Source organism: Mycetohabitans sp. B8 (assembly GCF_021991875.1).
Taxonomy (GTDB): domain Bacteria; phylum Pseudomonadota; class Gammaproteobacteria; order Burkholderiales; family Burkholderiaceae; genus Mycetohabitans.
Genome location: NZ_JAHLKR010000020.1, coordinates 59901 through 78456 on the forward strand (window position 1 = coordinate 59901; position 18556 = coordinate 78456).

Genomic DNA, 18556 nt, shown 5'->3' on the forward strand with positions numbered 1-18556 from the left:
CACCCTCCGAATCCATGGTAGTGAATCCGTTGCGTCTTGCCATCGCGGCGACGCGCCGCACGCGGCGCGGCTCAGTCGCTGGCATTCATCCGGAAGTATGCCTGCAACAGCGAGGTCTTGTAGGCTACGCCTAGCAATTTAGGTACCCGCATCGATGCGACAACGGGTAGCCGCTCGCCTTGGAAGGCGAGAAAGTGCTGCAGCGCGGCGGCAAGCGGCATGTCCGGCGTCAGCGCGGCGAAATCTCTGCACAGGTAATCGTGCGCGCGGCGCTCGCGTGGACCGTGCTGATCGAGTGGATCGGAGGTGATGTCCTTTAACGCGACCACGCCTTGGAACCAGCCGGCGGCGTCGACGATATAGATGTACTTGACCGGATAGGCGAGAAATACGCGCGTCATGTCCGATACGCTCGCCTCCAGGCCAAGGACGGTGTCAGCCGGGCGCACCAGTTTGCGCATCTGCGTGGCCTTCAGGCGCAGCCGTTCACGACGCTCGCGGTTGCGCCGTAGCGTAACTTCGTACATTGAGGTCTCGGCCAAGGCCCGCGCGATGAAATAGGCGATCACGCTGGCCAGCATCAACGGCAGCACGACCTGGTAGCTGAGCGTCATCTCGAAGATCATCAGGATCGCCATCAACGGCGCATGGGTCGCTGCCGCGAGGAAAGCTCCCATCCCGACGATGGCATACGCGAACGGCGCCGACGTGGCGAGCGGCAAGTGCGCATGGGCCGCGAGTCCGTAGATTGCGCCGAGCACCGCGCCGACGAACAGCGTCGGCGTGAAAATACCGCCGACCGCGCCTGAGCCGACTGCCGCGCAAGTCGCCGCCACCTTGAATATCAGCACTGCGACCAGCGCTTGCCAGGTCCACGGCTGGTGCAGGATGGCGTTCACCACGCTATAGCCGTTGCCCCACACTTGCGGTGCCTGGATCGATAAGGCGCCTACCAACGCGCCGCCCAGTGCGAGCCGCCAGGGCAGGGGCGGCACCCATCGGCCAAGCCCACGGATGACACGATGATCGGCCCGAAGCGCTCCATCGCGATTGAGCCCAGCACGATTTCGGTGACGAACAGCGCGCCGGCGATCGGGGTGCTGTACGCGGACGTGATGCCGGCCGCGGCGCCGCCGACGCTGGGCAGCGCAAGCCGCGCGTACCATGGTAGGTCGCGCGCGATCTGCACCAGTCCGATCGCGTCGGGGTCAACGAGCGGTTCCAGCCAGTCGATGCCGACGCGGAATACGACGGTCGCGGCAGCGCCAACCAAGCCGGCAAGGGTGGTCCACAGCAGCATCGTATGCTCGTCGGACAGCTTGAACAGGCGTTGCGCGCGGGTGCGCAGCTTGAGCAAAGGCCAGCACGGCGCTGGTGACGATGGGTCAACTGGCGTCCAGTTCCGCGTAGTGCCGGAACACGCACGACTCATTGTGCGGGATGCGGCGAGGCGACGCCAGGTACGCGGCGATGCGTGGCCGCGCGCGCACTGCTTCATATAGTGCCGTGAGCTTCGGATAGTGTGTCGCGAAGCGGGCGGTGGCGCGCGGAAACGCGTAGCGCAGTCCGTCGATAAGTTGGAACATCGACAGGTCTGCGTAACTCAATGTCGCGCCGACCAGGTGCGCGCATCCCGTGGGGTTCTGCTCGAGCACACGCTCGAAATAGTGCATGAACTTCGGTATCCGGTTGGCGATAAAGTCGGCGGCGCGCTGCCGGGCGGTGTCGCGCTGCTGCTCAAAATACAACGCGCTGGCGATCGGGTGGTGTGTGTCGTGCGCCTCGGTCACCATGTCGGCAATGGTTAACTGCAGCCCATGGACCCAGTGGCGCTGCGCTTCATCCGCGGGCGCCAGGCCGAGCCGGGGCCCCAGGTACAGCAGGATGTTAGCGGTCTGCGCGACGAGTGTCGTGCCGTCGCGCAGGAAGGGGGGAGCGAAGGGGATGCAAGGCTCGGTTTGGCTTTGTAGGATCGACATCATCGCGTCGATGCCGTGCTCCGTGCCCTGCGGATTCGCGTCCTCGCGGCGACCGGACGGCGGCAGGCGCGCGATATCAAGATAATCTGCACCTGCCTCTTCGAGCGCTAGGCGGACGAATTCACCGCGGCCCTGTAGGCCCGGCCAGTAGTACAGTTCGTAGCTCATCATCACAGTCCTGGGACAGCGTAGCGACGGACAGCGGCCGCTGGCAGCCAGTGTTCCGGCGTCCGATGGCCGCTGCGCCCGCGCGGCACCGCAAGCCGGGCCGCGCCTGCCGTCACGATACCATTGACTACCGTACCACTGGGCTAGAGCGTGTTATGCACTTTGCAAGATAGGCGAGGCATGAACGAGCATGAGTATGGCAAAGACGAGGAAATGCAAGCCGACGAGCGTTTCGGGCAAACGCTCGTCGTCGTGAGCGAGTCTTCTGCTGCTGTATAACCTTGGTCGGCAAAGGCAAGCTTCACGCTCCGCCCAGTCACAAGTTGCACCGCTTGTGCCAACATCTGAGCGCTGCAATATGCAGCTCGTTTACACTGATTACCTGCCCCTTACGTTCAAGCGTCGCGCGAATGTCGCCATAATGGGCAGCGGCTTTAACTCCATAGTCCAACGTTTCTAAATGGAACACGAAATCGTCTACCTGTCGGCGGTTATGATCCGGTCTTGAACACCTTTCGACGCCGTGCTGCAGTTCAGCATAGATTATGGTGCTGATACACATCGTTTCCGTATGCGGTTGAAGATAGCTAAGATTTCAATTGGACGACAACCGATGTGTGCGAATCGCATACATGGACTTTCTATGGTCCACCCGCAAACCGCAAGCGCAGACTGGCGGCGGCTCACGACTCGCGTTTATCTATTCGACCTGTGGTGATCTGATACTTTCAGATCTGGCCTGCATGATGTAGTCGCACGCTCCCCTCCCAATGATAGACTTCGCGTGCCAGCTCGACAGAGATATAGCCATTTCGAATGTCGTCGCGAACCGCATCGGGATCGCGCATCGACGGATCACCGTATCCACCGCCTGAGCCCGTACGCACGCGGACCACATCGCCGCGATCGAGCTTGACGCCGCTGGCCATGGCGTAGCGCTCGCTGCGGCCGTCGGCGCGCACAACCTCGACGAAATTGAGTGAACCGTCACGTCCGTTCGCCTGGCCCCACGGTGGCACTTTGGCGCGCGTATATCCGCAGGTCAGGAAGCTGCCGTCGGAGCGGATCCGATAATCGAGCCGGATGCCGCGGCCGCCGCGATATTGCCCGTATCCCCCTGGTTCGTCGTTCAGTTCCATGCACTCAACATAGACGCCATAGCGCGCTTCGCAGATCTCGGCCGGGCAGTTGTATGTCTCGCCATGCATTGCGGAGAACATCGCGCTGTTGCCGTCGCGATCCCGCTTTGCTCCCCATCCGCCGATCTCGGGCTCGATCAGCGTGAAAATGCGCGCGGTTTTCGGATGGGGGCCGCCAATCACAGTGGCGCATATCGACGAGAAACTGCCGGCGGGGATGCGGCCGGGCAGATGCGGTGCAAGACAGCGTAGGATCAGATCGTGCACCCGGATCAGGTTTTCAAAGTAAAATCCTTCTGCCGCGGGGCTACGCGCATCAAACAGCGAACCAGGCCGTGTCACGACCTTCAGCGGCCGGAAGGTGCCGCCGTTGGCGCTGCCGTTCGGCTCGGTGATCGACTTAAATGCCATCTGGGCAGCCACTACCGTGCCGTCGCGGCTAAGATTGCCCGGCCCATGGACCTGGTCCGGATTGTCGCGCAAGTCGACGATCATTCCGTTGTCGCCGATTTCAACGACTACTTTGTACACCTTGCCGTCGTCTTGAGGTTCGGCCAGTTCGAAGCGCCCTTTCGGCGTGTGGCGCAGTGCTTTCAGCGAGACCTTTTCACCGTAGTTCATGAAGTCTTGCATTGCCTGCAGGAACATTGCTTTACCGTACTTTTGGGTCAGTTCAATCAAGCGTGTCGCGCCGCTGCGCGCGGCAGCGATGCCTGCCCAAAGATCACCTTCCATGAAGTCGGGCATGCGCGTGTTATAGCGCAGAATCTGCATCACGGGACGCATCGGCTTGCCGCGTGAGATCAGTTTTACCGCGGCCAGGCGCAGCCCTTCCTGGAAGATATCGGTTGCATCGGTGGAGAACGATCCCGGGACCATGCCACCCACATCGTTCCAGTGAGCAATATTGGCCGTCCACGCGACGATGTCGTCGCCAACGAAAACCGGCATCGACAGTACCACGTCGTTCAGATGCGTCACGCCGCCCGAGTACGGGTCGTTGGTAATGAAGATGTCACCCGGCTCGATGTCGCCTGGTTGGTCGTGCTCAACCAAAATGCGGCGCACTGCCTTGTCCAGCACGCCAACAAAGGCAGGGATACCGGCGCCGGAGCTGGCGATATTGCCTTGCGCATCGGTGATGCCAGTCCCCATGTCGAGCACCTCGTAGATGATCGGGCTCATCGCGGTCTTGCGCATCGCGGTGAACATCTCGTCGGCGATGGCTTGTAGTGCATTCTGAATGATATCGAGCGTGAAGATATCGGTCTTATCACTGTGGCTCATGATGATGGCTCACACGGAAAGAGTGATGTGAAAGTTGCCGAGGCGGTCGACGCTCACGGCGTTGTTCGGGTGGACCACGATGGTCGTGCCGGGGTCCTCAATCATTGCCGGACCGGCGAAGCGCATGCCAGGCTCGATGCGTTCCGCGTCGTAGACGATCGCTTCGAGCCGCCCTTCGAGCGCATAGTCGACGGTGCGACGGCCTTTTGCCGCAGCCTGAACCGTGGCGCCGGTGACTGGCAGCTCGGCCAGGTTGAGCTTGCCGATTTCTGCCACGGCGACGATATGAAAGCCGACGATCTCCAGCGGGGCGTCGAGCCGATAGGTGTACTGTTGCTCGTAGCTGGCGTGAAAGCGGGCAACGATATCGGCCCAATGCGTGGCGAAGCGTTCACCTTGCCGCAGCGGCACCTCGACCGCATGCTCCTGGTTCTGGTAACGGATCTTGCAGTACAGGGCCAATTCGATAGCGTCGGCGCCGATGCCCTCGGTCGCGTACTGTGCCGTTGCATCATGCGACAGCTGTTCGAGCAGCGCTTGCGCACCGAGCGCCGCATCCGGACGATCCATCTCAAAGAGGCGGTTGACGAAGCAGTCGCGACGCAGGTCGGACATCGTCATGCCCCACGCAGAAAAGACAGACGCACCACGCGGAATCACCACCTTTTTCACGCCTAGTTCCTGCGCGAGCGCAACGGCGTGCATCGCGCCGCCGCCACCGAAGGCGAGCAGCGTGAAGTCACGCGGATCATGGCCCCGGCTGAGTGACACCAACTTCAGCGCATTCGCCATGTTGTCGTTGGCGATCCGAATAATGCCGCGCGCGATTGCCTGAGGCGACAGCCGTAGCCGCTCGGTCAGCGGTGCCATGGCCCGGGCCACGGCGTCCATGTCGGCAATGAACGTACCGCCGCAGAAATAATCCTTATTGATGCGGTTCAGAATCAGGTTTGCATCGGTGGTGGTCACGTTGGTGCCGCCGCGACCGTAGGCTGCAGGACCAGGCGATGCGCTGGCCGATTGCGGGCCGACATGCAGCTTGTCGAATTCATCGATCCACGCGATCGAGCCGCCACCATTGCCGATCTCGACCATATCGACCACAGGTACCATGATCGGATAGCCGGCATGCGTCCGGTCGCGCTCAATCCAATAGTCCGTTTTGATGGAGATCTGCTCGTCCTTGATCAGTGCGCATTTGGCCGTGGTGCCGCCGATATCGAGCGCGAGCACATTGGGCTCGTCGATCAGACGGCCCAGTTCGGCCGCTCCCCAGAAGCCGCTGGCCGGCCCCGACTCCACCATCGTAATCGGGATTTCTCGGGCGTGAGCCACGGTGTCGACACCGCAGTTTGATTGCATCACATAGAGCGGCGCCCGATAGCCGTTCGATCGCAATCCATCTTCAAGCCGCTGCAGGTAGCGCGCGGCGATGGGCTGCACATAGGCGGACAGTACCGCGGTACTGGAGCGCTCGTATTCCCGCCACTCGCGCGTGATTTGGTGCGATGCCACCGCCGACGCCTGTGGCCAGAGCCGACGCACACCGGCCAGCACCGCTTGTTCGTGCACCGGATTGGCATAGGCGTGTAGCAGGCAGATCGCGACTGCTTCCACCCCTTCGGCGCGGAATGTGTCGACGATGGCGGGCAGGCCGGATAGGTCCAGCGGCTCGCGCTCGCTGCCGTCCACATGCAGGCGCCCCGGTATTTCACGACGCAGGTAGCGCGGCACAAATGGCGCGGGTTTGACCCAGCTCAAATTGAAAAAGTCAGGCCGGTTGGCACGCGCAATTTCTAGCGTGTCGCCAAAGCCTTGCGTCGTGATCAGTCCCGTCTTGACGCCACGGCGTTCGGTCAGCGCATTGATCACTACGGTGGTGCCGTGCGCGAGGAAGGTAACAACGCTCAAATCCACATCGGCCTTTTTTAGTACGTCGAGGATGCCCTGCTCGTAGTTAGGCGGCGTCGTATCCGACTTGGCAGTCCGTACCGATTGCCGGCCTGTGTCCGGATCGACCTCGAAGTACACCAGGTCGGTGAAAGTACCACCGACGTCAGTAGCTACGCGAATCGTCTTGTTTAGTTTGCTCATCGCGTGTCTCCTTGCCACCGAAGGCCGTCGTCCTGTCCTTTGATGTGACGCGCGCCGGCTTTTTGCTGTCGTTAGCGTACCGATCCAGATCGCTTCCGCATCTAGAGCGGCCCGGCCAGGCGGTCGATGTCCTGCCCGGTGCCAGATGCTGCCACTACAGCGTATTCTCGGTCATGTCAAATGCGGTTGTCTTGACCACCACCGCGACACGGTAGGCGAGCTCACCGTGATCGCGCGTTTTGCGATGCGTGACCCAATCGCCGTATTCAATGGCTACATGCCCCATTATCGAACTGGCATCGACCGGATAGCATTAGCAATACAGCGACTCGCCATTGAGACGGACCTGCGTCATATGGCGCCGGAACTGGCCCAGGTGCCCCGGCGTCCACTGGGAGGGCACGCGGCTGGGCCGCCTGCTCATAAGCATAGAATGCGTGCCACAGTTGTGGGGGCATTCAGGCGGATAGGGTTAAAAAGTGGCCGCTCAATTACATGGATCGGTGCCGTCCGATGATCGATACGCTTTATGGACTAGCTCGCATTGGGTGGGAACTGACTACTGGTATGCCAGTCAGCTCGCGCGCCGAGGCACTCAAAAAATTAAACTGGTATGCCATGCGCTGGAAGATCGAGGCATTCCATAAGAACCTGAAATCGGAGTGCAGGGCAGAAGAGTCAAGGTTGTGAGGCTGACCCAAAAATCTGGGCCATTCAAAAGTAGAAAAACCGGCATGATGCAACCTTGACAAGCAGAAGGTCATGTCGTGAAGAAGGAAAGATACACCGAAGAATAGATGGCGTTTGCGTTGAAGCAGGCTTGGGGCGCATGCTATCGCGATGCGTCGACAAGGGGTGAATGACGATCGTACGTAGCTTGATTACGGCGAGTAGGCGAGAGCTGGAACGAAGCAAGGACATGGCAGCAGTTGTCGAAGGCGTCACTCGTCGGCTTGCATTTCGTTGTCTTTGCCATGCTCATGCTCATGCTCGTTCATGCCGCGCCTATCTTGCAAAGTGCATAACACGCTCTAGCCGAGCCAGCGCTCGACACCGAGCGTCAGCGCGTAACCCCCAGCGATCAGCCAGAGCTGTAGCAGCGCGCCGGCGATCAGCGCACGTGGCCCAGCCTCGCGAATCTGCGCGACCCGAGTTTCGATCCCGAGCGCGGTCATCGCCATCGTCAGTGCGAAGGTATCTAGACTATTAAGAATGTAGGACGCATGCAACGGGATCACGTGCAGCGAGTTCACTAGCACCAGCACGAGGAAGCCGAGCGCGAACCACGGCACGGGCAACTTGCCGCGCCGCGTGCTACTGCCGGCCGGCTGCGCATTGCGCGCGGCACGGGCGATGAAGCCGGCGACCACGAAAATCGCTGGCACCAGCAGCATCACACGCGTCATCTTGACGATCGTCGCCACGTGTACCGTTTGCGCGTTGATCGCGCTGGCGGCGCCGACCACCTGTGCCACCTCGTGGATGGTGCCGCCGAAGTATAGGCCGAGTCCGGTCGCGTCCAGGTGAAGCCATCCGGCATTGGCCATTAGCGGATAGACGAACATCGACAGCGTGCCAAACAGCACCACCGTGCCGACCGCCATCGCACTCTTGTGTGGCTTAGATTGCAACGTGGACTCGAACGCGACGACTGCCGCTGCGCCGCAGATTGCGCTGCCCGCGGCCGTGAGCAGCGCGGTGTCCCGGTCCAACTTCAGCCATCGGGTTCCGACCCACCAGCCGATAGCCAGCGTTGTAGCGACGACCACGACGGACATCGCCAGCCCGGCCAGCCCGACTTGCGCGATTTCCTGCAGACTGACGCGTAGCCCAAAGAATGCGACCGCGATGCGCAGCAGCTTGCGCGCGGAGAAGTTCACGCCGGCAGCCCAACTGTCTGGCATGGCGACGCGCAATGCGTTGCCGTACACCGCACCGCACGCAATGCCGACGATCAGCGGGCTCATGCCGAGCCCGGCGATGAGTGGCCACGCGGCCAATTGGGTGACCGCGAAGGCAAATAGCGCGACGAACAGCACGCCGTTGAGCAGCCCGCGACGTGACGCTGTGACAGCGCCCGCTGACGTGCTCCGCGACGGCGAGGAAGACTCGGAAATTAGGATGGACATGGCGTTCAAGTGACAGGTGACCTCGATAGCCCCATCCTAAATTGGATATATAGATATGAAAAATCGTCATTTAGAATGTAAAATATCGGCTTAACTGATAGTTTGAGCGCATGACCCCTGATCAACTTTTGACCTTTGCCGCTGTCGCGGAACATCAGAACATTAGCCGGGCGGCCGAAGCGGTGCATTTGTCGCAACCTGCGGTGTCCGGACAGCTGCGGCTGCTGCAAGAGGAATTCGGCGAGCCGTTGTACGTGCGCGACGGCCGTGGCGTGCGGCTCACGGACGCTGGCCGGCAGCTGGCCGTGCATGCCGCGCGGCTGCGCGACACGTGGCGCCAAGCGCATGCACTGCGCGACGCGTTGCGGGGTCTGGAACGTGGCACACTGCGCATCGGCGCCAGCACGACGCCAGCCAGCTATCTGCTGCCGTATTTGGTCGCGGATTTTCACCGCGCCCATCCTAATATCGAGATCCGCACCACCTATGGCAATACAAGCGATGTCTGCCATGTGCTGCAGGAGTTGGACATCGCGCTGATTGAAGGCGGTGTGCCTGCCGAGCTACCGGTCGGCACATGCGTGTATCCGTGGCACGACGACGAGATTGTCGCGATCGTGCCAGTCGGTCACCCGCTGGCTACCGATGAAGCCGCATCGTTGTCGCGGATTAGTCAGTTTCCGCTGATTTGGCGTGAGTCGGGCTCCGGCGTGCGGCACGAGGTGGAGCGCGCGTTTGCGCGGGCCGGCGCGCTCGCGCGGGTCGCGTTGGAGCTGGCCGGCGTCGAGGGAGTGAAGGAGGCGGTGCGCGCCGGCATGGGCGTGGGCTTCGTGTCGGCGATGGCGATGCGGCATGAGGATGCGCGCCTGACCAGCGTGTCGCTGGCGCCGCAACCGCTGACGCGGCGTTTCTCGATTCTGGTCATGCACGGCTCGGCAGCGTCGCGCGCGACGCTCAAGTTCCTGGCCATTTGCGGCATCAACTAGGATAGTCTCCATGGCGCGACGTGCAAGCCCGTGCGGATCATCCCTGTATCAATCAGGCGCAGACCGCGCGCCTTTTCGGTGCGAATGCTCCTACGCCACCGCCCAGCCACGCCGGATCAGCGCCGCGCACAGGAACCGATAGGGCGGCTCACCGCAGCGCAACAGGGGCGGCACGGCCCATGGCGCGAGACGGTGAGCGAGCACGGCGCACGCCATGCCGAGCAGCATGCCGCAGCCGACATCCAGTGGGAAGTGGATGCCGGCATAGATGCGGGCCCAGCCGACCATCAACCCGGCCAACGTGAGGGCTGCTCCGGCCACCCGGGTGCCGGCGTGCAGCAGTAGGCTGCAGGCGACTGAGAAGGCGAGCGTGGTATGGTCGCTGGGCAGCGATGCGTCGTCAACGTGGGCGATCCATGCGTGTCCCAAGCCGATCGCGAACGGCCGTGGGTGGGGCCACATTGCACCGATGATCTGGGCGATCCCAAGGCCGAGCGCGGCGGCCAGCGCGGCTTCGACGAAATGGCCACGGCATGCTTGCGGCTGGCCGGCGGCATCGGCGGGGGGCTCGGCGTGCGTCGGGCACGCGCGGCTCGGCACGCGCAACCAGCCGGCGACAAGCGTCGCCGGCATGGCCCAGATCAGCGCATTCGCGCAAAACGACATTAATGCGTGCATCATCGGCGACGGCGCACTCGCGTTGAGCAGCAGGAACAGCGTTTGATTCAAGGATTCCATCAATAGGTGCGAGAGGATTTTAGAAATGACCAGCGCCCGAGGATATCGCAACCACCTTAACGTGCGCTTAGGGCCGTGGTCACGGCAAGCTTGGCGCGGCGGCGAGCTTCACAGGGTTGAAACTATCCCGACTTGCATATGCGACTGATTGTGATAGCCTCGGCACTCTTTCGAAGCCCCGCATCCATGGCCCGTCCGCCTTTTCTCTTTCACGATCCGCTGCGCGAGCGCCTTGCCCGCGTCATTAGCGACTTATTGCCGGAAACCGCCTACTTCACCGATACGCAGGCCGAGGGCGGCCATCCAGCGCTGCGCATTGACTGGACAATCTCGCCCTTTTCGCGGCGGCACTCGAAGGTCACGCTCGACGTAGTGTTCGTCGACTCGAGCCTGGCGCGCTATGCGGCCGCGCCGCCCAACGAGCGTGCGCGGGCCGAAGCTGTGTTGCGTGCCTACGTAGAGGCGGTGATCGGTTCGATGGAAGAGCAGTACGCGCTAGGCAAGGAGATCGAGCCGGTGTCCGCGATCAAGCTCGGGCGCGAGTTCGCATGACGCGTGCGTCGCGGCCAGGCGCCTGTCATGCCGGACCGGCGCGATCAAACTGACGAGCGCCGGTGCGATCGGCCGGTCGTGGATCTGTTTCGTGAAGGTCAATTGCCGCAAAGCGGTTTATCCGGCAGGAGCAGGCCGAGTTCGATGCCTTCTTGGAAAATCGTTTTGGCCGCCTATATACGGGACAGCCAGGGCAGGAACTTATCCCGGCGTAAACGGCGGCCTGCCGGCAGCGGAGGTGGCGGGCTCAGCGCGATGGACTGGCGCGAGAAGCCCATCCCACAGCGCGCGCCGGTCTGCGTCGCAGGGTGCACTGTTCAAGGGGCCGACGACGATCGCGCTGATGCCCAGCGACACGTTTTCGCACACGGTGTCGAGCAGCCCTGGTGTTTAGGGTCACGCCAACGACAGGCGCGACCGTCCAGCGAGTCGGATCGCATCCGCGCCAGGTTTCCTTCGTTTTCCAGCCACATCGCGTTGATCACGCCGAAGCCCAGTGCCACGCCGATACCCAGTATCCAGCAGAAGTACCACATTGTGGTTTCCTCCATTGGGTTGAAATTGGATGGGATGCTGCCTCGTGGCCGGCCGCGGCGGGACACAGCCGTGCCGATGGAGTCATGATGACCGCACGCGCGTGCGAGCGCAAGCTCGATGCGTGGCGCGTGGTGAAGTGGGCGACGTTAACCGTTCGAGATGTTCGACGGCGCCGCTTGCGGCGCGTGGCTTGCCGATGGAATCAGCAATACCGGTAGCTGCGCGAGCCGCAGCGTCTGTTCCGCCACGCTGCCCAGCACCAGTCGGCGCACGCCGCGCCGTCCATGGGTACCGAGCACGAGCAGGTCCGCGTTGAATGCCTGCGCCGCTCGTACGATACACTCGGCAATCCCTTCGAGGGACGATGTCGTCAGCATCTGCGTCGTGCCGACGATGCCTCGAGCACGCATCGCGTCAGCCGCCTCGTCGATCACACGTTGGCCTTCTTCAGTCTGCGCGTGCACGATGATTGACGGATCGTAGCCGGGTACCGAATAGTAGAGCGGGATGTCATCGACGATGAAGACCGGCCGAAGCTGCGCGCCCTCGGACGCAGCAAGATCGAGCGCGGCGTTGAATGCCTGGCGCGACGTGTGGCTGCCGTCGATGGCCACGAGGATGCGGTGGTACATGCTGGCGTTCTCCTACCTAGTGTGATGGGCCCTTCGTGCGCCCGGGTGCGCGCACGCACCCGGACATTATCGTCGCAACGGGGGACGCGCGCAGCGTTTGCTGCTTTCGTCGATGGGCCTGCCCACCCTATTGCGTGCTGCATCGTCTGACAATACGGGGCTTTCGGGCAAAAGCGGCGTGCCCGCGGCATCTGTCCACGCAAACGGTAACGCGGTACCCATGGGCAGGTCGTCGGCCGTCATTGGCGTGCGATCGCCGGTACGCAGGGGAAGCTGTCTGCATTGGAAGCCACGCTCGTTGGGGCGTCTACGGGCGGCTCGATGCGCAAGGCGCTCCTCAGCCGCTGCACGAAGACGCACTGCGTTAAGATAATATTTTATCGGACATCGTTATCGGAATCTTGGGTTCGCTTTGCCCCTTGTTTTTCTTAGCAAGACCCTATAGTCTCGCCGGCGGTACGGGTCGACGCGTGTTCGGACAAGGAGCGAACGATGTTTAAAAAGCTGATTGGCGGTACCGTATGGGCGGCCGTGCCGAGGCACTGAACTCGTCGCGCTCGTGTCGCTCGATAAAACATGCAAGGCGGGCGGCGACCCTCGACGCATCACGCAGGATCACCCAATGCGGTGCGTCGATTTCAATGCGCTCGTACGGACCCAGCCAGCGGTGGAGTATTGGGCAATCAGCAAAGCGGATTCATTCTACGCGGCACGCGTGCGGCAGCGGACGCCGTGACGCGGTAGACTTGCATCCAAAGCCCCTGTGGCGGTGCGAATGATCGAGGGTACGATGCAACAACAATATTTTGACGAGGCCAGCGAATGCGCGGCACACATTGCCAGCGCGACGCTGCCGACCCGCTATGGGACTTTTGCGTCCCACGTGTTTCGGGTCAGAGGCGATGGCACGGAGCACTTAGCACTGGTCATGGGGGAGGTGCGCGCGCGCGAGGCGGTGCTCACACGGCTGCATTCGGAGTGCTTGACAGGCGACGTGCTCGGCTCGTTCCGCTGTGATTGCGGCGAGCAGTTAGATGCGGCGCTGCGCCACATCGCGGCTGAGGCGGCAGGCGTGCTGCTGTACCTGCGCGGACACGAAGGACGCGGCATCGGATTGTCGAACAAGATGCTTGCGTACGCATTGCAAGAGCAGGGTCGCGACACGGTCGATGCCAACCGGGACCTCGGGTTGCCCGACGATGCGCGCGAATACGATTCAGCTGCCAGCATCCTGCGCTGGCTCGGCGTGTCGTCGGTACGATTGATGAGCAACAATCCGAACAAGTTCGACACGCTACGGCGCCATGGCATTCCCGTGCATGACCGCGTCGACCTCGCCATTCCGACGCGCGAGGAAAATGAACGCTATATTTGGACCAAGCGCAAGCGCTTTGGGCACTATTTCAGCGAGAACGAATAGTGTGCGAACGGGTTCTACGAGGCGCCTATTTGTCGACGTGGGCTGGCACCCCGAACGACGTCCTGGTCGGCGTTGGAAAAACGCTTGTCGGCCGCGTGTGAAAAGCGGTCTCTGTCAGTAGGCATCCGTGCCTGAAATAAGGCTTGATTTCGTCCTCCATGTCCATATCATGTGCGTCTACATCTACATGGAGAACGAGATGGCAGCGGTTACCGAGCGACTCGTCGTGCAGGTCACGGCGGCTTAAAGCGTGTGATTGCGCGGATGGCCAAGTGTCTGGATTGAACCTGAGCGAACGCATGCGTCAAGCCGCGCAGGGCTTCACCCCGACCGAAGACTACGCGGACATGCTTGCACGGGTCGAGCGCGTGAACACGTTCACGAAAGAAGTGAATGATGCATTCGATGACGTTCTGTCATTTGCCGCGGAATCGAACAAGCGTATCGAGGCGAGGATGGAGAGCAAGCCGTAATGGGTAGGGTCAGCAAGATCTGGGACGCGCTTACGACCGTGATCAAGATGCGTGACAAGGTTGTGCCGCTTGCCGGTACAGTCAAAGAGCCGCAGTCGAAAATTGAGCGCCTGGTCGAGCGCGCGATTCGTTTTGACGCGACGCTGGAGCGGTTGTTGCGTGCAGGCGGAGATAACCAGAAGCTGCTGCGCTTGTAAGCAGGAAAACAAAGTAGGGAAATCGTTGTTCGGACCGGTGCGCCATGACCATGCTTGACGAGGTGTCCGCACTGTCCAATCCTGGCTCGCTGCTGTCGCCGCACGCCCGCGTAGTGGCCTCGTATGACCTGGAGGTGACCGGCAAGCCGGCGCGCGGCTACCGGCCATTGTCAGTGGTCAGTTGGATCCGTAATGCGAATGCGGCACCTTTCACAATCGATTATCGCCAGCAAACGCATTTGCATCTGATCAACGGCATGGGCGTTACGCTCGGCGACTCGATTATTGGATTGAGCGCGCTCGACGCAATCCGACGTCTGCATCCGTCGTTGTCGGTGACGATCTACCGGCCCGCCCATGCGCCAGATTACGTGAAGCAACTGCATGCATTGGCCGCACCTTGCTTCGGCGACGTGATCGACTTGCCCGTGCCGCTCGACTCGATTCCCGCAACTGAACTTGCCATCGATGTTGGCAACCATCTTTTCTGGCCGGGCTTCGCGACCCTGCCAATGATCGATTTTTTCCTGTTCGCGCTTGGCATGGCGCCCCACACCGTGCCCGCTCGGCACAAGACGAACGAATGGCTCACCGCGCTGACATTACCGCCCCCTGTCGGGGCGTGGCGTGCGGGTGGCTACACGTTGCTTTGTTCGCAGGCGAGCACGCCGGTGCGCAGTATCCCGGCCACCGTGCGCGTGTCGATCGTCGATGAGATGTGGCGCACCTTCGGCTTGCCAGTGTTAGGCTTCGGCGCGCTGGAGCACGATCACTATACGGATATTGCCGCGCTGTCGCCCGATACGGCAAGCTTTCTGAGCTGGATCGCCCATGCTCGCCACGTGGTGACGTCTGACACGGCCGCGGTACACGTGGCGGCAGGTTTTGGCGTGCCGAGTACCGCGTATTTCACGACGATCGCACCGGCGCTGCGCGTGCGCGACTACCCGCACTGCGAGGCGCTCGCGCTGAACGTGCCGGAATTGGATGGGATGCATGCGATCGGGCGGGACGCCGACTTGCGTCGGGTCGAGCGCGCGTACCACGAATGGCATGCGGCCCGCGGCAGCTGGTTGGCAAACCGTGATCGCGCGCCGGGGCAGCCAGTGTTGACACAGCTGGAGTTGGGCCAACCGGAACAGGTCCTGCCAGAGTTGACGCCAATCCAGCTGGGCTAACCGATGTTGAGCTTAACCTGCGCCGGCTCGCTCAGTTGACCTGTCGCGAGCGCATCAGAAGCGCATCCCGACACCGATGCCCACCACTAGCGGGTCGATCTTCAACGAGCCAAGCTGTGTGTCACCGATCGATGCGCTGGTGCGCATCCAGATCTTCTTGATATCGGCGTTGACGAAGACGCTCTTGGTCACTTGCACGTCCACGCCAGCTTGCAGCGCCGGTCCGAAACTGGATTGCTTGATGGATACCGGCGTGCCGTCCGCCTGCAGCCCATCGTTATAGAAGTAAGTGTAGTTCAAGCCGGCGCCCACGTACGGGCGGATCTTGCCGGCCGGATTGAAGTGATATTGCAACAACAACGTAGGCGGCAGTACGTTGACACCCCCCAATGCGCCGATGTTGGACGTGACCTGGTGCCGCGATGTCCCAAGGATCAACTCGATGCCAATGTTGCGTGTTGCCATGTACGTGAAATCGAGTTCCGGGACGATCGCATTGTTGACCCCGGTGCCAAGTTGGCCGAGCATGCCGCCGGCCGACACGTCGGGCTGAATGCTAATCGCGCGCAAGCGGGCCAGGATATCACCTTGCTCGGCATGGACGGGCGCCGCGAAGACGATGGGCGCCGCAAGCAGCACGCCGGCTGCGATACGAGAAAGTGCATTCATCGTGTAGTCCTCTTGTGCAATATTGTGAGTGGGCTATGCATATTGTCGAACGGACGTTCACGCTCTGTATTGACGTGAGTCAATACCCATGCTCGTGCTGGGGGATGGAGTGCCGCGAGCTGGGATCGGTACAAGAAGCGGCTACGTAAAAAGTTGTGCGCACAACCAGCATGGCGGCGTGAGCGTCGATTGCGCCAGGGTCGTCGGCACATTCCGGTCGATTGCCGACGGGCGCCCATCTGACGGATAAGTGCGACGCCCGGCGCTGAGCCCAGGCGCCAACAGAGTGGCATGCCCTCGGACCCTCAGACGCGATGGCCGTCGGAGACGAAGGCACGGATACGGCCAGGCGAAATCCGCCGTCCGGCAGTTCTTGCGCGTGTATCGATGCATTGTCGCGCACCGAAAACGGCAAACTCAAACGGTTCGTGCTGTGGCAGGCCGGATAACGCCAAGCGGGCAGTACCATGCCATGGGCGTAAACCGCGCCGGCGCGATGACCTTGCTCAGTTTTCTTCCATGATTGCCGCCACAAACGCTTGGACGAGTGCGGATGCATTGCTCCGGTACAGCATCGCAACGGCAGTGGTATTGCCGGTGCCGGTCAGCCGAATGAAGCGCACGCCTGCCGGCGCGATCAAGCGCATGCTTTGTGCGACCAGTGATATGCCGAAACCCGCTTCGATCAGACTCAGTTGCGTGGTCTTGCGTGATGTCACGCGAGCCGAACGCGGAAAGTAGCCGTGTTTCATGCACAATTCCGCGACACGAAAACTGAGCCCACCTCGTTCGTGATGCGGCAGTGACACGAACGGCTCCTCGCGTAGCTCGGCAATCGACACGGCTTCGCGTACCGCAAGCGGATGCGTGGCGCTGACGGCAAGCATCAGAGGCTCCGAATAAAGCTCGTCAGCACGCACACCGGGAAACTCCAGGTGAACAGGCAATCGTACAAAGCCGACATCGTTCACGCCTTGCTCGATACTTGCCATCTGTTCTTCTGACGGCATTTGGGATACCTGCGCTGAAACGTGCTCGTTGACGTCAAGATAGCATCGAACGCGTTCCAGCAAGGGTCCAGCAAAGGGCACCGAGCTTGAATGGACCAGGCGGATGATGCCTTGCTCGCCACGATTCGCATGACGCGTCTGCACAAGCGTTTCATTGAGGTTGAACAGTAGACGCTTTGCGCCATCATACAGCGCCTTTCCAGCCCGGGTCAGTTCAATCCGGCGCGCACCGCGCACGAGTAACTGCACTTGTGCCGTTGCCTCGAGCTCCTTGATCTGCCTGCTCAATGCGGATTGCGCGATGAAAAGCCGCTCGGCGGCAAGACTGTAGCTGCCCGCCTCGACGATTTCCACAAAATAACGCAGTTGCCGTAGCGACATCATCTCCATGCCTTACTGAGATAGCACTTTGCCAAAATGATATTGGTTGGCCAAAAATTAGCGCGATATATTGCCTGCGGATTTGGCGGTTAGGATAAATAATTTGGCTTTTAAATAAGGGACTGAACATGGGGGTGAGTGTTTTCCTCCCTTATCCCAAGTGAGCGGTACAGGACATTCAATACTCGATAGATCAAGGGACTACAGTTGATATCCGATCTGACTGTAACGCATTTGTTCATCGTATGGTTAGGGATCGCATTAGCGTATGTCGTGTTCGGCATGACGGGGTTTGGCACTGCACTGGTGGCTAGTCCGCTGTTAGCCCAGTTCATACCGGTGCCGCACATCGTCCCGCTGCTCGCATTGCTGGATTTTTGTGCGGCCACCACGAATGTGGTGCGAGATGGCAGACAAGCCGAGCTTGGCGAATTGAAGCGACTGGTTCCTTGGATGGTTGCCGGCAGCGGAATCGGTGCGGTGATCTTGTTGGCGACGAAACCGGATTTGCTGTTGTTGCTACTGGGGATTTTTGTGATCGGTTACGCAGCATACTCGCTCAGTGGCTATCGGCCAATGACGCAATTGAGTTCATGGTCGTCGGTGCCTTTTGGCCTTGTTGGCGGCATCTTCAGCGCGTTGTTTGGCAGTGGCGGTTTTATGTATGCGATTTATCTGCAGGGACGGCTTGACAACAACGAGCATATCCGCATTACGCAAACCACGCTGATTGGATTGTCGACGCTCACCAGGCTGGTGATGTTCCTGGCGGCCGGCGTCTACGCCAACCGCAGTTTGTTGCTGCTTGCGGTGTTGCTCGCGCCAGGCATGCTGGCTGGCGTGTGGATGGGACGCCGCATTACGTTGAAGCTCTCGCGTGAGCAATTCGTCAAGCTAGTGAATAGCGTCATTCTCGTATCCGGCGTGTTTTTGTTGGTGCAGTATTTTTCGTCAATTTCATAGGTTATGCCCGGTAGGATCGGGCGG

At 61.1% G+C, this 18556-nt stretch carries 16 protein-coding genes and 4 pseudogenes; 8 read left to right on the plus strand and 12 right to left on the minus strand.

Annotated features, from left to right (window positions below):
- Positions 1 to 71: 71 nt before the first annotated feature.
- From KQH60_RS12905 to KQH60_RS14870, 6 genes and pseudogenes are all read right to left on the minus strand, one after another.
- Positions 72 to 1357: pseudogene (locus KQH60_RS12905) on the minus strand (chloride channel protein).
- A gap of 28 nt (positions 1358 to 1385) precedes the next feature.
- Positions 1386 to 2147, minus strand: coding sequence for a glutathione S-transferase (locus tag KQH60_RS12910; protein ID WP_237576834.1), 762 nt, complete (start codon positions 2145 to 2147; stop codon positions 1386 to 1388).
- 153 nt (positions 2148 to 2300) lie between these two features.
- Positions 2301 to 2488 (minus strand): annotated as a pseudogene (locus KQH60_RS12915) (IS5/IS1182 family transposase); the annotation flags it as partial.
- Positions 2489 to 2875: 387 nt separating this feature from the next.
- Entirely contained in the window at positions 2876 to 4573 is a 1698-nt protein-coding gene (locus KQH60_RS12920; RefSeq protein ID WP_237576835.1) for a hydantoinase B/oxoprolinase family protein, read from the minus strand.
- Positions 4574 to 4582: 9 nt separating this feature from the next.
- Positions 4583 to 6667: a hydantoinase/oxoprolinase family protein gene (locus KQH60_RS12925; protein WP_237576836.1), complete on the minus strand. Its 2085-nt coding sequence runs from the start codon at positions 6665 to 6667 to the stop codon at positions 4583 to 4585.
- Positions 6668 to 6821: 154 nt separating this feature from the next.
- Entirely contained in the window at positions 6822 to 6953 is a 132-nt protein-coding gene (locus KQH60_RS14870) for a hypothetical protein (protein ID WP_255779144.1), read from the minus strand.
- Positions 6954 to 7578: 625 nt separating this feature from the next.
- Here KQH60_RS14870 and KQH60_RS12930 point away from each other — a divergent pair.
- Positions 7579 to 7692 (plus strand): annotated as a pseudogene (locus KQH60_RS12930) (IS5/IS1182 family transposase); the annotation flags it as partial.
- A gap of 6 nt (positions 7693 to 7698) precedes the next feature.
- On the opposite strand, the gene KQH60_RS12935 reads toward KQH60_RS12930, so the two are convergent.
- The gene (locus tag KQH60_RS12935) at positions 7699 to 8796 is read right to left on the minus strand and encodes a YeiH family protein (RefSeq protein ID WP_237576837.1); all 1098 of its coding nucleotides are present in this window, start codon (positions 8794 to 8796) and stop codon (positions 7699 to 7701) included.
- A gap of 110 nt (positions 8797 to 8906) precedes the next feature.
- Here KQH60_RS12935 and KQH60_RS12940 point away from each other — a divergent pair, with 110 nt between their 5' ends.
- Positions 8907 to 9782, plus strand: coding sequence for a LysR substrate-binding domain-containing protein (locus tag KQH60_RS12940; protein WP_237576838.1), 876 nt, complete (start codon positions 8907 to 8909; stop codon positions 9780 to 9782).
- Between the two features lie 90 nt (positions 9783 to 9872).
- Here the strand turns inward: KQH60_RS12940 and KQH60_RS12945 are convergent, their stop codons facing one another.
- On the minus strand, positions 9873 to 10520 hold the full coding sequence (locus KQH60_RS12945) for a phosphatase PAP2 family protein (RefSeq protein WP_237576839.1): 648 nt from the start codon (positions 10518 to 10520) through the stop codon (positions 9873 to 9875).
- 186 nt (positions 10521 to 10706) lie between these two features.
- Here KQH60_RS12945 and KQH60_RS12950 point away from each other — a divergent pair, with 186 nt between their 5' ends.
- The gene (locus KQH60_RS12950; protein WP_237576840.1) at positions 10707 to 11072 is read left to right on the plus strand and encodes a DUF3022 domain-containing protein; all 366 of its coding nucleotides are present in this window, start codon (positions 10707 to 10709) and stop codon (positions 11070 to 11072) included.
- A 446-nt stretch (positions 11073 to 11518) separates the two neighbouring features.
- On the opposite strand, the pseudogene cydX reads toward KQH60_RS12950, so the two are convergent.
- Positions 11519 to 11608: pseudogene (gene cydX, locus KQH60_RS12955) on the minus strand (cytochrome bd-I oxidase subunit CydX); the annotation flags it as partial.
- A 147-nt stretch (positions 11609 to 11755) separates the two neighbouring features.
- Positions 11756 to 12241: a universal stress protein gene (locus tag KQH60_RS12960; protein ID WP_237576841.1), complete on the minus strand. Its 486-nt coding sequence runs from the start codon at positions 12239 to 12241 to the stop codon at positions 11756 to 11758.
- Positions 12242 to 13031: 790 nt separating this feature from the next.
- Here KQH60_RS12960 and ribA point away from each other — a divergent pair.
- The 4 genes from ribA (at position 13032) to KQH60_RS12980 (ending at position 15509) form a co-directional block, all read left to right on the plus strand.
- Positions 13032 to 13661 carry a GTP cyclohydrolase II gene (gene ribA / locus KQH60_RS12965; protein WP_237576842.1) on the plus strand — a complete coding sequence of 210 codons (630 nt, stop codon included), beginning with the start codon at positions 13032 to 13034 and terminating at the stop codon, positions 13659 to 13661.
- 299 nt (positions 13662 to 13960) lie between these two features.
- Positions 13961 to 14134, plus strand: a complete 174-nt coding sequence (locus tag KQH60_RS12970) for a hypothetical protein (RefSeq protein WP_237576843.1) — start codon at positions 13961 to 13963, stop codon at positions 14132 to 14134.
- Complete coding sequence (locus KQH60_RS12975) at positions 14134 to 14331, plus strand: hypothetical protein (protein ID WP_237576844.1); 198 nt, start codon at positions 14134 to 14136, stop codon at positions 14329 to 14331. Before KQH60_RS12970 ends, KQH60_RS12975 begins: the two co-directional genes overlap by 1 nt.
- A 44-nt stretch (positions 14332 to 14375) precedes the next feature.
- Positions 14376 to 15509, plus strand: coding sequence for an ADP-heptose--LPS heptosyltransferase (locus tag KQH60_RS12980; RefSeq protein ID WP_237576845.1), 1134 nt, complete (start codon positions 14376 to 14378; stop codon positions 15507 to 15509).
- A 54-nt stretch (positions 15510 to 15563) separates the two neighbouring features.
- Here KQH60_RS12980 and KQH60_RS12985 read toward each other — a convergent pair whose 3' ends face one another.
- Together KQH60_RS12985 and KQH60_RS12990 are read right to left on the minus strand one after the other, a co-directional pair.
- Positions 15564 to 16178 carry an OmpW family protein gene (locus tag KQH60_RS12985; protein WP_237576846.1) on the minus strand — a complete coding sequence of 205 codons (615 nt, stop codon included), beginning with the start codon at positions 16176 to 16178 and terminating at the stop codon, positions 15564 to 15566.
- A gap of 506 nt (positions 16179 to 16684) precedes the next feature.
- On the minus strand, positions 16685 to 17569 hold the full coding sequence (locus KQH60_RS12990; RefSeq protein ID WP_237576847.1) for a LysR substrate-binding domain-containing protein: 885 nt from the start codon (positions 17567 to 17569) through the stop codon (positions 16685 to 16687).
- Between the two features lie 207 nt (positions 17570 to 17776).
- Between KQH60_RS12990 and KQH60_RS12995 the strand changes: the two genes are divergently transcribed.
- Entirely contained in the window at positions 17777 to 18532 is a 756-nt protein-coding gene (locus KQH60_RS12995; RefSeq protein WP_237576848.1) for a sulfite exporter TauE/SafE family protein, read from the plus strand.
- Positions 18533 to 18556: the final 24 nt, after the last annotated feature.

Coding starts and splice junctions, on each gene's coding strand:
- KQH60_RS12960 (WP_237576841.1), bottom strand. CDS start 12,241: ATGTACCACCGCATCCTCGTGGCCATCGACGGCAGCCACACGTCGCGC.
- KQH60_RS12970 (WP_237576843.1), top strand. CDS start 13,961: ATGCGTCAAGCCGCGCAGGGCTTCACCCCGACCGAAGACTACGCGGAC.
- KQH60_RS12940 (WP_237576838.1), top strand. CDS start 8,907: ATGACCCCTGATCAACTTTTGACCTTTGCCGCTGTCGCGGAACATCAG.
- KQH60_RS12925 (WP_237576836.1), bottom strand. CDS start 6,667: ATGAGCAAACTAAACAAGACGATTCGCGTAGCTACTGACGTCGGTGGT.
- KQH60_RS12985 (WP_237576846.1), bottom strand. CDS start 16,178: ATGAATGCACTTTCTCGTATCGCAGCCGGCGTGCTGCTTGCGGCGCCC.
- ribA (WP_237576842.1), top strand. CDS start 13,032: ATGCAACAACAATATTTTGACGAGGCCAGCGAATGCGCGGCACACATT.
- KQH60_RS12990 (WP_237576847.1), bottom strand. CDS start 17,569: ATGTCGCTACGGCAACTGCGTTATTTTGTGGAAATCGTCGAGGCGGGC.
- KQH60_RS12950 (WP_237576840.1), top strand. CDS start 10,707: ATGGCCCGTCCGCCTTTTCTCTTTCACGATCCGCTGCGCGAGCGCCTT.
- KQH60_RS12945 (WP_237576839.1), bottom strand. CDS start 10,520: ATGGAATCCTTGAATCAAACGCTGTTCCTGCTGCTCAACGCGAGTGCG.
- KQH60_RS12980 (WP_237576845.1), top strand. CDS start 14,376: ATGACCATGCTTGACGAGGTGTCCGCACTGTCCAATCCTGGCTCGCTG.
- KQH60_RS12920 (WP_237576835.1), bottom strand. CDS start 4,573: ATGAGCCACAGTGATAAGACCGATATCTTCACGCTCGATATCATTCAG.
- KQH60_RS12975 (WP_237576844.1), top strand. CDS start 14,134: ATGGGTAGGGTCAGCAAGATCTGGGACGCGCTTACGACCGTGATCAAG.
- KQH60_RS12935 (WP_237576837.1), bottom strand. CDS start 8,796: ATGTCCATCCTAATTTCCGAGTCTTCCTCGCCGTCGCGGAGCACGTCA.
- KQH60_RS14870 (WP_255779144.1), bottom strand. CDS start 6,953: ATGGGGCATGTAGCCATTGAATACGGCGATTGGGTCACGCATCGCAAA.
- KQH60_RS12910 (WP_237576834.1), bottom strand. CDS start 2,147: ATGAGCTACGAACTGTACTACTGGCCGGGCCTACAGGGCCGCGGTGAA.